This is a genomic window from Flectobacillus rivi, assembly GCF_030056655.1.
GTDB classification, from domain to species: Bacteria; Bacteroidota; Bacteroidia; order Cytophagales; family Spirosomataceae; genus Flectobacillus; species Flectobacillus rivi.
The window spans coordinates 55,943-72,308 of the sequence record NZ_JASHIE010000004.1 but is presented as its reverse complement, the minus strand read 5'-3'; the positions used below and the strand labels follow the sequence as shown (position 1 = coordinate 72,308).

Here is a 16,366-nt window from a genome sequence, read left to right as displayed (position 1 = left end):
ATTTCTAGCCTTTTTTGATTTTGACTCTAAGGAACAAGGACTGACAATGACAGTTGGAACAAATAGGGTTTTTACATTTATGAATAAATCTAATATAAAATAGAATTTTGCCATGCTATTTTATAATTATGATAAAATATAAATAAACTATCCAATGAAAACACAATCCTTAAAACTTCTCCTCTTACTTCTTGGTGTGAGTTGGGCTACTACTGCCCAAACAATTCATCCAGATATACTCAACAAGATATGGTCCGCCTATTGGATTGCAGCTCCGCAAACGGTTCCGCAAGCGTATGGTGTGTATCATTTTCGGAAAAACTTTGAGCTTCCTCAACAACCTTCAGATTTTACTATTCATGTGTCGGCAGACAACCGATATAAGCTGTTTGTCAATGGTAACGTCATTTCGCAAGGACCTGCCAGAGGAGATTTATCTTACTGGAATTTCGAAACCGTAAATATTGCTCCTTATCTTAAAAAAGGTAAAAATACCATCGCTGCCATTGTTTGGAACGAAGGGAATTTTAGGGCAGAAGGACAAATTTCGCACCGCACCGCATTCGTGTTGACAGGCAATACCTCAGCCGAGAAGATTGTAGATACCAATCCTACTTGGAAGAGCTTTTCGAATCAAGCCTATCAGCCATTGTCCAAAGGCGTTGGTCATCCTGCCTATTATGTGGCAGGTGCTGGTGAATTGTTGGATTTCACTAAAACATTGCCATCCAACTGGAATTCAGAAAACTTTGACGATAATCAATGGGTTACTGCTGAACGAGTTGGCTGGAGAGGCGCTTGTCCGAAAGGAATATCAGATATTAATAACTGGATGTTAGTACCTTCAGCTTTGCCTGAAATGGAATATAAAAAACAATATTTCAGTGCAATTAGAAAAGTTGAAGGAGTGACACTTACGAACCCTAATCTCGAAAATGTATCTTGGGAAATACCTGCTAATACACATGTGAAAATCTTGCTTGATCAGGGTTTTTTGACCAATGCTTTTCCTAAAATTACTTTTCAAAAAGGAAAAGATACTAAAGTAGGTTTGACTTATGCCGAAGCATTGATGGATGCCGATGCACTGAAGAAGAGACAGATTTTGAAAAATAATCGTAATGAAATTGAGGGTAAAATTATCGTAGGCCGAAAAGATAGCCTTTTACTTTCTGGAAAAGATTCTGAGGTATTCGAATCTTTGACTTACCGAACATTCAGATATGTCCAATTAGAGATTCAGACAGGAGCAGAGCCGCTTACGATAAAGGAAATATCAAGCACTTTTGTAGGATTTCCTTTTACGCAAAAAGCACAATTACAAAGTGCGACCATCGACTTTCAACCTTACTTGAATATTGGTTGGCGTACAGCAAGGCTTTGTGCAGTAGATACTTATATGGATTGTCCGTATTATGAACAGCTACAATATATTGGCGACGCTCGTATCCAAGCGTTAGTGTCGTATTTCAATGCTGGGGACGACCATTTGGCTCGCAATGCCTTGAATCAAATGGAACATTCTCGTATGGCAGAGGGAATTACCCTGAGTCGTCACCCTTCTTTTTCTCCACAACAAATACCTACTTTTTCATTATGGTACATTGGTATGCTTCAGGATTATTTAAAATATCGTGGAGACGCCAATTTTATCAAAGAGAAATTGCAAGGTGTGAGAAACATCTTGTGGTTTTTTGAGAAATACCAAAATCCTGAAGGCTCTTTACGTAAGGTTCCTTACTGGATATTTACAGACTGGGTCGAAAACCGTAAAGGGTGGAGTAACGGTGAAGCTCCTTATGGCAAAAATGGTTCATCAGCTGTATTGGATTTGCAATTGCTTTGGGGCTATCAAGTGGCGGCCGACCTCGAAAGTCAGTTGGGCATGAAAGCTTATGCTGAGATGTATGCGCAGAAGGCTTTGCAACTGAAAAAAATGATTTTACAAAAATATTGGGATGCCTCAAAAGGGATATTGGCTGATACCGAGGATAAAGATGTATTCTCTCAACATGCTAATAGCCTTGGTATTTTGACAGGGGTAATATCTCCAAATAATTATGCACAAGTAAGTAATAAACTTCTCAATGATAAATCTTTAGCTCCAGCCTCAATTTATTTTAAATACTATTTGCACCAAGCTTTGGTAAAAGCGGGAAAAGGGGATGAATATATTGCTTGGTTGAGCGATTGGAAACGTAATATAGAACTAGGGTTAACTACATGGGCAGAAATTTCAGAAATAGAGCATGCTCGTTCAGATTGCCATGCTTGGGGAGCCAGTCCCAATATAGAATTTTATCGAGTGATATTAGGAATTGATTCTGACGCACAAGGTTTTTCTAAAGTGAAAATAGAACCTCATTTGGGTAATTTAACTCAAATTAAAGGAGAAATGCCACATCCTCAAGGCAAAATAGTTTGTGATTATTCTCAGATAGGAAATCAATGGAAAATACAGATAGAAAGTCCAGTCGAGGGAACTTTTGTTTGGAAAGGAAAAACGATGCTTCTTAAAAAAGGACAAAATCAATTCAAGTTATAGTGCGCTTAAACAGGGGTTAGGAATAGGTGAAATCGATAAAAAGTTAAAACCTTACCTCGTAAAACTTTCCTAACCCTATACGCTAGACCAAGACAGATTACCAAAAAATATTTTCTATTTTTCAATAAAACCAAATTTTACTGTCGAAAATAACCTATGAAATATCATCTACCTCCATTTTTAATTGCCTCACTCTTGAGCTTTAGTAGTTGGGCACAGCTTTCAGTTCAGAATTTAACAGTAGAAAATCTCTCCAATCCAATTGGAATTGATAGAGCGCAGCCACGCTTTAGTTGGCAACTCAATTCGGACAAACAAAATGTTAAGCAAACAGCCTACGAAATTAGTGTTCGTTCTGGAAAGAAATTGGTTTGGTCAACAGGGAAGATTTCTTCCGAAAATTCTCTTAGAATTCCTTATGGTGGGGCAAATCTTGAGTCAGATAGTAAGTACACTTGGCAAGTAAAAGTGTGGGATAACCAAACGAAAACTCCTGCCTTAGCAACCTCCAATTTTCAAACAGCCATGATGCGTCATGACGAATGGAAAGCGCAATGGATTAATTCGGGCATTGAGGCGGATTCAGTCAATGGAATTGTGCCACATTTAAGAAAAACTTTTGAGGTAAAAAAGCCCATTGCATCCGCAACGGTTTTTGTAACCTCCAGAGGTTTGTATGAGGCAAGTTTGAATGGTAAAAGAGTAGGAGATACCTTTCTGACTCCAGGCTGGACAAGTTATAACAAGCATTTGCAATACCAAACTTATGACGTTACCAAACAATTGAGTACAGGGAAAAATGCTGTTGGTGTTACACTCGGAAGCGGTTGGTACAGGACGAAATTAGCTTGGGAAAATCATAAAAACCTATATGGAAAAGAAACCGCTTTATTATTTCAGTTACATATCAAGTATGCCGATGGTTCAGAGGATTGGATAGTTTCTGATAATTCTTGGAAATCAACGACCAGTCATATTTTATTTTCTGAAATATATGATGGCGAGCGTCAGGATTTAAGAAAGGAAATCAAGGGTTGGGATTTAGCAAATTTTGATGATTCTAAATGGCAAAATGTAAAAATAGCTTCATTTGCGACAGATTATTTGAATGCTTCCGTAAATGAGCCTATCAAAAAACATGAAACATTTAAACCTGTCAAAGTACTTACCTCACCGAAAGGAGAAACAATTTTAGATTTTGGACAAAATGTAGTGGGGTGGGTAAAGTTTAAGATTTCGGGAAAAGCAGGTCAAATGATTAAGCTATATCATGTCGAAATGTTAGATAAACATGGAGTTCCATATTTTGAAAACCTACGTTCAGCCAAAGCACAGGCACATTATGTGTTGAGTGGCGAGCCGAATCAAACAATTGAGCCACATTTTACCTTTTTTGGATTTAGATATGTAAAAGTAGAAGGGTTAGAAGGTAAAATTAATCCCGAAGATTTTACGGCTGTTACCTTATATTCTGACATGAAACCACTTGGGAGTTTTGAATGCTCAAATCCGATGGTGAACCAATTACAAAAAAATATTCAGTGGGGACAAAGAGGCAATTTCTTGGATGTTCCGACCGATTGCCCGCAACGTGACGAACGCTTAGGTTGGACGGGCGATGCAGAGGTATTTTCAAGAACAGCAGCTTATAATTTTAATGTAAATCAATTTTTTGCTAAATGGCTCAAAGACGTAACAGCTGACCAAGAACCAGATGGTGCTATCCCATTTGTGATTCCTAATGTGTTGGGTAAGGTGACAGGAGCGGCGGGTTGGTCTGATGCTGGTATCATTATTCCTTATAATATGTATGTGGTTTATGGCGACAAACAAATCTTGCAAGACCAATATGCGAGCATGAAGGCATATTTGAACCATGTGAGAGGTTTAGCAAAAAATGACCTCTGGAATATGGGATTTCAGTTTGCCGATTGGTTGTCGTATAGAGTTGATGATTCGAAAAGTGCTATTGGACAAAAATCAGCCGTGACTGATGTGTATTTGGTAGCTCAATGTTTTTATGCGTATAATATTGAGTTGATGATAAAAGCAGCTAAGGTATTACAGAAAAATGAGGAGGTTGCAGACTATGAGGCTTTATTACAAAGAGTCAAAAAAGCATTTCAGCAAGAATTTATGACGGCTTCGGGAAGATTAATTTCAGAAACGCAAACCGCCTATATTTTGGCATTGCAGTTTGATATGTTACCAGAGTCGCTACGCCAAAATGCCGTAAATCGCCTTGTTGAAAATATCAAATCCTACGAGTATCATCTAACTACGGGCTTTTTAGGAACGCCATTTCTAAATCCTGTTTTGACACGTTATGGGCAAAATGATGTAGCCTACAAACTACTTTTACAAGATACCTATCCTTCGTGGTTATATCCTATCAAGTCGCATGGTGCAACTACCATTTGGGAGCGCTGGGATTCGATGAAACCAGATAGCACTTTCCAAGACCCTGGTATGACCTCTTTCAATCATTATGCCTATGGTGCCGTTGGCGATTGGATGTATCGCACCATTGCAGGAATAGATACCAAGGAAGCAGATGGAGCTGGCTATAAGTTGAGCGTTATCAAACCAGAACTAGGAGGAGGATTGACTTTTGCAAAAGGTAGTTATTTGACGCCTTATGGTAAAATTGCTTCAAACTGGAAAATAGAGGGGGATTGGCTAACCCTAGAAATAGAAGTACCTGCCAATACCGAATCAACAGTCTATTTCCCGACTTCGGATATAAGCTCTATAAAAAATAACGGAGTAGCTTTGACTGATTTGAAGCAAGAGGGTAAATGGATTTCTAAAACCTTTGGTTCAGGAAAATATGCCTTCACTATGAAAATTAGATAATTTAGTAATTTGAAAATTTGGGGATTTGAAGATTTGAAAATGTCTAAAAATTTAGGAGTTTAGGAATTGGGAAATTTTAAAAACCAGATTAAAGCATTTCCAAATCTTCCCATTTCTAAATCCTCTTATTTTCAAATCTTCAAATTAAATTAAGTCTTTTGTTTCTTTTTCTTTGCTGCAGGAAACAAAACGTTATTCAAAATCAAACGATAGCCTGCCGAGTTAGGGTGAAGATTCAAATCTGTAGGTTCCTCGTTAACAAAGTGCTGATAATCTTCAGGGTCGTGACCACCATAAAATGTCCAAAAGCCTTTCAAGAAAGTTCCATGAATATAACGAGCTTCATTTAGCGAGCGATTTTCCCCTAAAATAGTTACTTCTGGTTTAATCAAAGATTTTTTGTAAGAAGTAGTTTGCCCCATAAAACCATGAATGGTTGTCTCATGATTTTGTGTCAACATCGTAGGAATAGGATCCCATTTTGCTGAAAATTGAAATAAGTTAAAATAATCATTATCTTCTCTTACTGGACGCTCGTTGTTAGGATACGCCTCGATTGTAGAGAATTCGATTACCTGAGGATGATATACTAATCCAAAGTTTTGAAAGGCAAAAGAATTGGCATAATTCAATTTTTTGTCAGCATTGGGGTCATAACCATCGCCATCATAAAAGGCATCGACGATATCAAGCCCTTCGGCTGCCAAAGCGATATCATACGTATCTGTTGCAGTACACATGGCAAACATATAGCCTCCACCTGCAACAAAATCTCTAATTTTTTTGACCACTCCTAATTTTAACTGAGATACTTTGTTAAAGCCATATTTTGCCGCATTTTTCTTATCCTCACGCAATTGCGCCTGATACCAAGGTTGACTACTCTGGTTCCAGAATTTACCCATTTGACCTGTAAAATCTTCATGGTGTAAGTGCAACCAGTCATATTCTGGTAGTTTGTTATTTAGCACATCCTCATCAAAAATTAAATCATAAGGAATTTCAGCGTAGGTCATTGCCAAGGTTACTGCATCGTCCCAAGGCTGGGCTGTTTTGGGAGAATAAACGGCAACTTTTGGAGGTTTTTGTAATTTTACAACATCCATATTCACATCAGGACTACTCAATTCTGTACGGATTTGAGCAGCATCTCCATCCGAAATAACTTCATAGCTAATACCACGAATCACCAATTCGTTTTCAAACTTTTGTGCTTGTTGAACCATAAAAGCACCACCACGATAATTCAATAACCATTCAACTTCAGTTTCGTGGTTTTTCAAAACCCAATAGGCCAAGCCATAAGCTTTGAGGTGATTTTTTTGGGTATCATCCATCGGAATAAGGATGTACGAGGCCCATGCACGGGTGCAAAAAAGAAAAAATATGATAAACGGAAATATAAGGCGCTTCATTGGTTTGAGAATTTTGTCTGACAAGACCTAAATTTGTTACGTCATAAAACTATTATAGCCAAACTACTCCAGAGAAGTACTGAAAGCTACTAAGCGGATAAATACAGTTGATATTTCAACGAAAATGTTACCGTGGAATGTATATCTCTGCAAGGATTCCTTACCACAAATATAGTGCTAATCACCAAAGCACATAATATGATTCGTAAAGGAAGTTGTTTTGTACAGAATAATCTTTAACAAACATCGACATGATAAAGGATTGTTTTACAAAATTTTAGTTCAGAAAATAATAGTGACAAATTATCATTATTGCACAAAACTTAAATTTCAATTATATGAACTTTATTGAAAATATACGAGAAGCCCTACGTTCTATCAAAGGTAATATGCTGAGAACGGTCTTAACAGCGCTGATTATTGCCATAGGCATTACCTCTTTAGTGGGTATTTTGACAGCCATAGACGGGATTCAAAGCTCGGTAGATAATAGCTTTTCGGGATTGGGTGCCAACTCTTTCGATATTCGCAATAGAGATGTTTTTAGAATTAGAAAAGAAGGTGAAAAAGAACGTAATTATCCACCCATCAACTATCGTCAGGCAAAAATGTATAAAGCGTTGTTTGGCAAGCAGGCAATTATTGGGATGAAGACCAACGTTACATTCAATTCAGAAATTAAACACGAATCAAAAAAGACAAATCCTAACTCCAGAATTATCGGTACTGACGAAAATTACTTGGATATGAAAGGATATAAAATTGCGAGTGGTCGTGATTTTTCAAGTAGTGATTTGGAGCGTGCGGCCAATGTTTGTATTGTTGGAGTAGATGTAATTAGTCAACTTTTTGAAAAAAATAGTAACCCACTAAATCAAGAAATTACGATTTCTGGTGGAAAATATAAAATTGTAGGTTTACTAGAGAAAAAAGGAAGTTTTATGGGTGGGGGTGACGACCGTGTAGTTTTTGTGCCACTCGAAACGGGTCGCAAACTGTCGCAAGGACGTAATCTGACATTTGATATTGTGACTTCTGCTCCTAATATCAAAGACGTTGAAAATATTATGGAAGAAGCTCGTGGAGCCATGCGTATCGTTCGTCAGGATGAGTTAGGTAGAGAAGATTCTTTCAGTATCGAACGTTCAGATTCATTGGTAAAACAATCGGAAAGTATTACAGGTGTATTACGAATAGGAGGGTTTGGTATCGGATTTATTACCTTACTTGGTGCGGCAATTGCCTTGATGAACATTATGATGGTGTCGGTAACTGAACGTACAAGAGAAATCGGTATCAGAAAATCATTGGGAGCAACACCAAGAGTAATTCGTTTACAATTTTTGATTGAAGCAATTGTGATATGTGTTTTGGGTGGTTTGGCAGGTTTGATTTTGGCTATCCCAATCGGAAACGTAATTGCTAGCGGTATCATGTCTGGCACATCAAGTTTTATTGTTCCTTGGTTGTGGATGTTCCTCGGTATCGCTGTCTGTGTCTTCGTAGGAATCCTTTCAGGTTTTTACCCAGCTAGTAAAGCCTCGAAATTAGATCCTATTGAATCTTTGAGATATGAATAAAATGAACCAGCCATACAAGCACTTTTTTGAAACACGTATAAATGTGAAATTATTTAAAAAAATAATGGTTTTATAAAGGCTATAGTAATCAGAAGATTATGGTAGATGTTACGAAAAAGTTTTATTTTTTTTAAATTTTGCGTTTGCACAGTAAATTTTAATCCTCTAAATTTGCATCACAATCACACAGAAAATGATGTGAATTGAGCCCAGATGGCGGAATTGGTAGACGCGTTGGTCTCAAACACCAATGCCTTCATTGGCATGCCGGTTCGACTCCGGCTCTGGGTACCAAACGGAACAAAGTAATTTGTTCCGTTTTTTGTTTTTAGCTGTTATCGGTTTAATTCTTTCTTAATGATACTCGTTATTTCTTCGGAATGAGTAATTATCATAAAATGCCCACCATTTTCTATCCCATATTTTAACATATCAATAGATGAAATCTCTGTAGGTTTCAGTAGCAGCCTGTCTTTAGTACCATGCAAATGAACAACCTCTGTGTTTACCTCAGTATTTTTCCATTGTGTAATTTGTCGAACCGCCCAAATGAGAAAATGATAGTCTGTATCGGCTAAAATTTGACGTAACAGTATTTTTTCATGTTGTCTAGTAATGCCAAATAACCAGAATGTTACAGGGTTAGCTTTGAGAATGAAGTTTTTGGGAAGAATTTTGATAATTTTGCTCCAGTCCCATAGTCGAAAAAACCAAGGAATTTGTCTAAAATAAGAAGCAGAAGAAATTAAAATGATTTTATTGATGGGGATATATTTAGCCATTTCAATAGCTACCATACCTCCAAATGAAAGCCCAATAAGGATAGAATTTGGCTCTATTCGAGCTGATAATCGTTGCGCATAATCAGAAATATCTTCATAATTACGAGGAGGAATCCATTCAACTAACTGTGGCTGGTACTCTTTCAAATCAATATTGTCGAATACTCTTCCATCTACACCTAATCCACTGAGGAGGTAAATTTTTCTATTCTTCATGACCGTTCAATCAGTTTACACTTTTCTTTCAAATCCGAAATCGCATATCTTTCGTAATAAAGACCAAACATACAAACTTTACTTTGTCTTAATAGCGATGAAAAAATCAGTTCTTATTTCATTGACGGCTATGAGCTTGTCAACAGGACTTTTTGTGTCCTCATGTAAACAAACCGAAATGGAGTCAGCTCCTAAACCTGACGTTAACCTCTATCTTCTTGTTGACGGAACCAAACTAGCCAAAATCAATGCAATGCAGTCAGATATGACTACCTCAAATATAACAATTACAGGCTTGATGTCAGGCGATGCACTAACTTCTATCGACTTTCGTCCTGCCACTGGCGAATTGTATGGCGTAAGTACCATGAATCGCCTCTATGTAATCAATCAAGAAACAGGTATGGCAAGAGTGATTGGTGCAACAGCATTAAATCCAACGATTAGTGGAACAGCAGTTGGCCTAGACTTTAACCCTACGGTGGATAGAATTCGTTTGGTAACTAACACTGGTCAGAACCTACGTATTCATCCTGAAACAGGAGCTGTGGCTGCCACAGATGGTGCTATAAATGGAGGCATGAGTCCAACGATTGAATCGGTAGCCTACACTGGAAATACGGCTGGTTCAAGTGCAACTATTTTGTATGATATCGATTCAAAAACAGATAAATTGTACAAGCAAGATCCACCTAATAATGGTACTTTGGTAGAAGTTGGCGCATTAGGTGTTGATATATCTGCCTCTGGTGGATTCGATATTAACCCAGACGGTACAAAAGCGTTAACAGCTGTAAAAGTTAATAGTGTTTGGGAATTGCATCAAGTAGATTTGATGACAGGGAAATTAACTAAAATTGGCAATCTGCCATCTGGTAATATCACGGGCTTAGCTATTCCAACCAATCCTGTAGCTTATGCTGTAGATGAATCAAATAATTTGGTAATTTTTAATCCTAGTAATATCGGAACGCCAGTTTCAAAAGCTATTACTGGTTTGCAAACAGGAGAGTCGATATTAGGTATAGATTTTCGTCCAATCAATGGTCAATTGTATGCATTGGGTAGCACTAGTAGGCTTTATGTGCTCAATACCTCGTCGGGAGCGGCTACAGTCGTAGGAACAGCACCGTTTGGTACTTTACTCTCTGGTACATCGTTTGGATTTGATTTTAACCCAACTGTGGACAGAATCAGATGCATAAGTAATACAGGTCAAAATTTGAGATTACATCCTGAAACGGGTGCAATAGCAGCGGTAGATGGCGCGTTGAACCCTGGAACTCCTTCAATTACAGCATCGGCTTACACCAATAATTTTGCAGGAGCAACCACTACAATTTTATACAATATTGATGTAAATACTGACAAATTGACGGAACAGGATCCACCAAACAACGGAACTCAAGTAGAAGTTGGAGCATTGGGTATTAATGTGGAGGCTTCAAGTGGATTTGATATTGGTAGTAGAAGTGGCACAGCTTATGCAGCATTGAGAGTGGGTAGCACATCGGTACTTTATACTATTAATCTAACAACTGGTGCAGCAACCAAAGTAGCAGACTTGCCAGTAAATGTAAAAGCTTTTGCGCTTGGAACAGGTTTTTAATGATTAGGCGGTCGGCATTGAGCTTTCGGTAAAATGTTTCCTTTATTTATTCAAAAACATATTTAGAATTTTAGCTTACTGTATATAAGATAAAAAGGTGTTAGTGAAAACTAACACCTTTTTATGCCTTCCAATTCCATCTTTCAGCCCACTCCAGACCATTGGGTAATGCAGCATTGGCAAATTCCAAATGTATGACTTTTCTTGGTTGGAGATTGGTGGTTCGCTTGGAGCTATGGAGTAGTAATGGTTTCATGAGCATAATGCCGCCTTTTTCTACAGGACAAACCTTTTCAGTGGTATTACTCCAATCAATTAACTCTGGTCTTAAGATACCCTTATTGTGTGACTCTGGAATTATGTATAAAGCACCATTTTCGGCAGAAGTATCATCCAAATGAATTCTCAACGTCACCATTTGCTCTAAGATAGCTAAGGGCGGTTGTACGGCATAGTTATCGGGTTTGACCGTCCATGGTCCGAAACTTTCGGTATCTATTTTTTGATTGACAGAAATAGTCAAATCTTGATGATAGGCCACATACCAATTTGAATCGGCAGGCTTGTCGAAATAGATACTTTTGACAAGAAAATAATTTTCTCCAAGTAATTCTGTAAGAATAGATTTGAGTTTTTGAGTAAACACCAATGGGAGAACTTCAGGTATTTCTAACAAAAATCTACGAATAGCGAATAGGTTATTCGACCTTCTGAAGTTTACTTTATCTTTTGTATTGACCTCAATAGTATTTACAATTTCGAGAATTTCCTCCTCTGAATATAAAGGAGGAATAAAATCAAAGCCCTGTTGATTGAAAGTATCAGTTGCCATAATCATACGTAGTTTTACTACAAAATAGGACTTGGTTTTCTAATGAATATATCGTCTACCTTTTCCAAAACATCAATTTTTGTAAAAATGACTTTTTACCTTCGTCTTCATACCAGCATGAATTAGGTAATGTTGGTCCTGCATTGAATATGGGTAAATTTACACCAAAGTAAGCATCAAACCCTTTAGGTTTTCCTAAATTTAACAAAGAACCGAGATTATCAGTGCCTACAAATACGGGGCCTAATCTTGTTGCTAGACCAAAACCAAATTTGGTATAATTGTCAAATAACACCAATGGCATGCTTACTTCTATCCATTTTCGTTCATATCGTGGCGTTACACTTAACAAAGATGGTGTGCGCAGACCTCTGGTTTTGCTATTTGTGAGATTCTGCACCCAATACCCCGCCACATATACGTGAGGTTTTACTTGATAATCTGCTGTGACTTGTAAGGTAGCTGGCAAAATGGTCATAAATTGTTGCGCATTATTACCTGGACCAGCTCCTAATTTGTTATTGATCTGGTTAAATAAGGCATCAAATCCGCGAGAACCTCTAAAATCTTCTCGAGTAAAAGCAGTATTGTTTATCGCTAAATCCCAACTGTTGGCGTAGAATTGATTATTGTAATTGAGATAACCTATATCGTTGAGGGATACGCCCAATTTATATTTATACTTGTTTTTGCTTGCATCAAGTTTTCGCTTTCCTTTTTCTCGGTAGGTATATTTGTTGATATCTGGACGATATTCATACACAAATCCGAGGTCTAAACCCCAACCACCACCAGCAGAATTACCTCCCAATAACCAACCTAATGATGGATTAGCACTTTTTAGGGCATCTTCATCTGTGTAGCCATACTGAAGTTTTAGCGAGTTGATTAGTAAAGTGTTATTAACAGGATTTCTAAAATCAGGAATAATTTGATAATTGGCCTCATTAATAAGCGCATAAGCAGCATAAATCCCTGCTAATCTTTTCGCAGTGATACCCACTTTGATATATTCTTCGTCATTATCAATCAACGTTTGCCCATAAGTAATACCAACCTCGGCATAACTATTAAGATTGACCATCATGTTTTTGAGGTCGTAAGCTGAGGTACTTGGTTGGATGTTGTCAATGCCATAATACATGGCCTGTGCAAAATCACTATCTACATTGGTAGCGCTCATACCTGCTCGCACACGTGTTGTTAATGCCACCGAACGAGTGTCATTGATAGTATAAAGTGCCGAAGGTCCACGGGTGTCGGTGAGTGCGTACACCGACTCAAATGAGCGATTTGAGTTGGGACTCAAATACTCGTCTTTATAGACAATCACACTTTTGGCATTACGATAGGTATCAGAAACGCTATTAGTGAACATTGATAAATAGGAATATGGCGCATTCCACCCAAAATAGCTATTGGTGGCAAAAACATCGTTTGCTGCGATATTCAAATAAAACTTATATCGAGAATCTGTAACATTAGCTGGATTTACATAGATTGCATTTGTGCCTGCATAGTTACTATTAGCAATACCCAACCATTGCTGCGCTTGTGAGATAATTGGCAAGAAGCAGATACCTAGAAGGGTAATTATTCTTTTAAACATGTATTATAAAGCCTATGAGTTGTTTTATTGTTTGATTATGTATGGGTAACGGGTAGGTGTGAGGAGTATAAAAATATAATACTTAGTTGTGGATGCAAATTTAATAAGGTTGGTTTAATATTTTCGAAAGAGCTTTAATTCTGCTGAACTGTTTATTAAACTCCAAATATGGATTCATTATTGTACGGCGATTTTATAAAGCATTTTCATTTCTTTTTGATAATTTAATTTTATTCTAACCCCCAATTCAAGACAAAATTCGTTAATTAGTCCGTTACTTTGCAAGAACGTTTTGATTAAACGATTAAATATTGGTACTTAGGTATGTAAAATCTTTCATTTTCTGCCCCAAAACTTAAGCGAAAATTCGAAGAATTTCTAAATGTAAGAAGTCTTGTACAAATCGAATAATGATTTGGGATAAATGAAGAGATTTTTTTTAGAGTCAAAAAATACTCGTAAAATTGTTGTATAATTTTAAGTGAGGTCTTGGATATTTCTAAGTGTATTATTTTTGGAGTGAAAAAATTATACAAAAAATTGGAAAAATAATATAATTAGAGCTTTTGCAACTGTTTGCGCTATTTTTTTGCGAAAATGATTCGAAACGTCATTTTTAAGCAATAAATTTGCAGTGATTTGCATAAAAAGCAAATAATATTTGGGATTTAGCTTAACCGACTAAAAATAATAAATTGTCTATATGAAAAGAGTCGCAGTATTTACCTCTGGGGGTGATGCTCCAGGCATGAACGCTTGTATTAGAGCTGTTGTACGTGGAGGTTTACATTATGGCCTAGAGATGTTCGGAATTATCCGAGGCTACAACGGAATGATCAAAGGTGATATCATTCCTCTTAATTCTCAATCAGTAAGTAATATCGTACAACGTGGTGGTACAATATTGAAATCAGCTCGTTCAAAAGAGTTTATGACTCCCGAAGGTCGTAAAAAAGGCTATGATCAGCTAAAAGCACATGGTATCGACGGTTTGATTGCTATTGGTGGTAACGGTACTTTTACTGGAGCTGAGATTTTCTTCAACGAATTCCAAATTCCGACTGTTGGTGCGCCAGGAACTATCGATAACGATTTGTATGGTACCGATTACACAATCGGTTTTGATACTGCTGTAAATACAGCTTTGGACGCTATTGATAAAATCCGTGATACAGCCGACTCACATGATCGTATCTTCTTTATCGAAGTAATGGGTCGTGACTCTGGTTATATTGCTATGCAGTCCGGTATCTCTGGTGGTGCTGAGTCTATCTTGATTCCTGAAGAAAGACAAACTATCGACGATGTGGTATCTGTTTTGAAAGCTGGGTTTGATAGAAAGAAGTCTTCTTCTATTGTAATAGTAGCAGAGGGTGACGAGGAAGGTCATGCAGCTGAGGTTGCAGACAAAATCAAGGCAACTATCGATGTGCCTGTTGATATTCGTGTAACCAATTTAGGTCACATTCAACGTGGCGGAAGTCCAACTGCCTATGACCGTATTTTATCAAGTCGTTTGGGTCTTGGTGCGTTAGAAGGGTTGTTGAATGGACAGAAAAATGTAATGGCTGGTATCGTAAATGATGAGTTGATTTACACACCTTTCCACGACACTATTACCAAGAAAAAATTAATCAATAGTGATTTGTTGAGAATGGCATCGATTCTTCGATAAGATTCTAAATCAAAAACTAGAGCTCATGGCATTGTGCCAAAGCTCTAGCCAAGCAATACTGAAATAAAGTTTTACGGATTTTCTGTAAAATAAAATTTTTCGGGTGAAGAGTGGTAGTGAGTTTTTCACTATATACTTTTCACTCAAAAGTTGATAGTGACCAGCATTACTTTCACCCTCTCTTTTAGCAATACCCCATTGCCTTATAAACACAAAACCCTATTATTTCATGGATTAACTGATAAGCCTCTGCTAAGGCTTGTTCACTTGGTATGATAAGTGTGTCGGGTGTATATCCTATGTCTACAGCACGCACAGCACAACTAAATAGAGTGGTGTTTAAGCCTGCTTTTCGGAAACAACCAATTGCCCTCCGTCCATGAAAGGCAGAGGTGAATAATACACTTGTTTTGAGTTCAGGAAAAGAACGCAGAATTTGTGCGCAGTTAAGGGCGTTTTCTCGTGTATTACGCGCTTTTGTTTCCAGTAAAATATCTTCAGGTTTTACCCCCAATTCAATTAAAATTTGTTGTGTTTTAGCGGTCTCTGAGTCATGTTCATTGCTGAGGGGATTTATGCTGACATCGCCACCCGAAATAATAATCTTCTTCAAAAGCCCTCTTTTATACATTCTTAAAGGTTGAATGAACCTATCGGCCGTTTTTCCTGTAAAAATCTGCTCTTTGGTACTTGTTCGATTCATCATCATACCGCCTGAAATAATAATTCCAACATCATATCGTTGTGCGAATGGACTAGCTGGAGGAGGTGTTTCCCATAAATGATACCCCCAATTGACGAGCGTACTGTTTCCCAAAATGAGGATAATTCCCAAGCTTGTCAAAAGTAGTGGCTTCTTAAGCTTTAAAGATTTAGTGACAATGCCCCAGACAAGCGTTATCGTTATCAAACTGATAGGCATGAATATATAAAACAAGAGTTTGGAGAGGACAAAAAACATCGTTTGATAGGGATAAAAGTGTCTTACAGATAAATTTGAAAGTATTTGATGTATATCCTAGCCATCGGAAAGGAAGTTTAGATAAATTTGTAAATTCAAATGCGAAATAGAAAGAATGATTAGTTGCTTTTGTCATATTATAAAAATACCTTTTAAGATGGTAATATATTCCATAAAAAGCATTTGACTAGATTTTCACCATAATGATAAGGACTAAAGTCCAGAACCTAGTAATAGAACGATAGCTCACAAGTCATAATTCTATATTACTGTACGAGAGTTTGGT

10 protein-coding genes and 1 tRNA gene are annotated in these 16,366 nt (G+C 37.3%); 6 read left to right on the top strand and 5 right to left on the bottom strand.

What is annotated here, in order from left to right; all coding sequences use genetic code 11:
• The first annotated feature begins 154 nt into the window (after positions 1-154).
• Both QM481_RS06475 and QM481_RS06470 read left to right on the top strand, forming a co-directional pair.
• Positions 155-2,545 carry a family 78 glycoside hydrolase catalytic domain gene (locus tag QM481_RS06475; RefSeq protein ID WP_283381132.1) on the top strand — a complete coding sequence of 797 codons (2,391 nt, stop codon included), beginning with the start codon at positions 155-157 and terminating at the stop codon, positions 2,543-2,545.
• A gap of 156 nt (positions 2,546-2,701) precedes the next feature.
• The gene (locus QM481_RS06470; RefSeq protein ID WP_283381131.1) at positions 2,702-5,401 is read left to right on the top strand and encodes a family 78 glycoside hydrolase catalytic domain; all 2,700 of its coding nucleotides are present in this window, start codon (positions 2,702-2,704) and stop codon (positions 5,399-5,401) included.
• Positions 5,402-5,550: 149 nt separating this feature from the next.
• Here QM481_RS06470 and QM481_RS06465 read toward each other — a convergent pair whose 3' ends face one another.
• Complete coding sequence (locus QM481_RS06465) at positions 5,551-6,816, bottom strand: asparagine synthetase B (RefSeq protein ID WP_166577556.1); 1,266 nt, start codon at positions 6,814-6,816, stop codon at positions 5,551-5,553.
• Positions 6,817-7,154: 338 nt separating this feature from the next.
• Here QM481_RS06465 and QM481_RS06460 point away from each other — a divergent pair, with 338 nt between their 5' ends.
• Positions 7,155-8,396: an ABC transporter permease gene (locus tag QM481_RS06460; RefSeq protein ID WP_166551495.1), complete on the top strand. Its 1,242-nt coding sequence runs from the start codon at positions 7,155-7,157 to the stop codon at positions 8,394-8,396.
• Positions 8,397-8,603: 207 nt separating this feature from the next.
• A tRNA-Leu gene (locus QM481_RS06455) sits at positions 8,604-8,690 on the top strand.
• Positions 8,691-8,731: 41 nt separating this feature from the next.
• On the opposite strand, the gene QM481_RS06450 is transcribed toward QM481_RS06455, so the two are convergent.
• Positions 8,732-9,394: an alpha/beta hydrolase gene (locus QM481_RS06450; RefSeq protein WP_283381130.1), complete on the bottom strand. Its 663-nt coding sequence runs from the start codon at positions 9,392-9,394 to the stop codon at positions 8,732-8,734.
• A gap of 97 nt (positions 9,395-9,491) precedes the next feature.
• Here QM481_RS06450 and QM481_RS06445 point away from each other — a divergent pair, with 97 nt between their 5' ends.
• Positions 9,492-11,003, top strand: coding sequence for a DUF4394 domain-containing protein (locus QM481_RS06445; RefSeq protein WP_283381129.1), 1,512 nt, complete (start codon positions 9,492-9,494; stop codon positions 11,001-11,003).
• A 121-nt stretch (positions 11,004-11,124) separates the two neighbouring features.
• On the opposite strand, the gene QM481_RS06440 is transcribed toward QM481_RS06445, so the two are convergent.
• The gene (locus QM481_RS06440) at positions 11,125-11,835 is read right to left on the bottom strand and encodes a phytanoyl-CoA dioxygenase family protein (protein ID WP_283381128.1); all 711 of its coding nucleotides are present in this window, start codon (positions 11,833-11,835) and stop codon (positions 11,125-11,127) included.
• A gap of 55 nt (positions 11,836-11,890) precedes the next feature.
• Positions 11,891-13,444, bottom strand: a complete 1,554-nt coding sequence (locus QM481_RS06435; RefSeq protein ID WP_283381127.1) for a DUF5723 family protein — start codon at positions 13,442-13,444, stop codon at positions 11,891-11,893.
• 703 nt (positions 13,445-14,147) lie between these two features.
• On the opposite strand from QM481_RS06435, the gene pfkA reads away from it, so the two are divergent.
• Positions 14,148-15,119 carry a 6-phosphofructokinase gene (pfkA, locus tag QM481_RS06430; RefSeq protein ID WP_166551490.1) on the top strand — a complete coding sequence of 324 codons (972 nt, stop codon included), beginning with the start codon at positions 14,148-14,150 and terminating at the stop codon, positions 15,117-15,119.
• 184 nt (positions 15,120-15,303) lie between these two features.
• Here pfkA and QM481_RS06425 read toward each other — a convergent pair whose 3' ends face one another.
• Positions 15,304-16,080 (bottom strand): YdcF family protein, encoded by a 777-nt coding sequence (locus tag QM481_RS06425; RefSeq protein ID WP_283381126.1) that lies wholly within the window; start codon positions 16,078-16,080, stop codon positions 15,304-15,306.
• Positions 16,081-16,366: the final 286 nt, after the last annotated feature.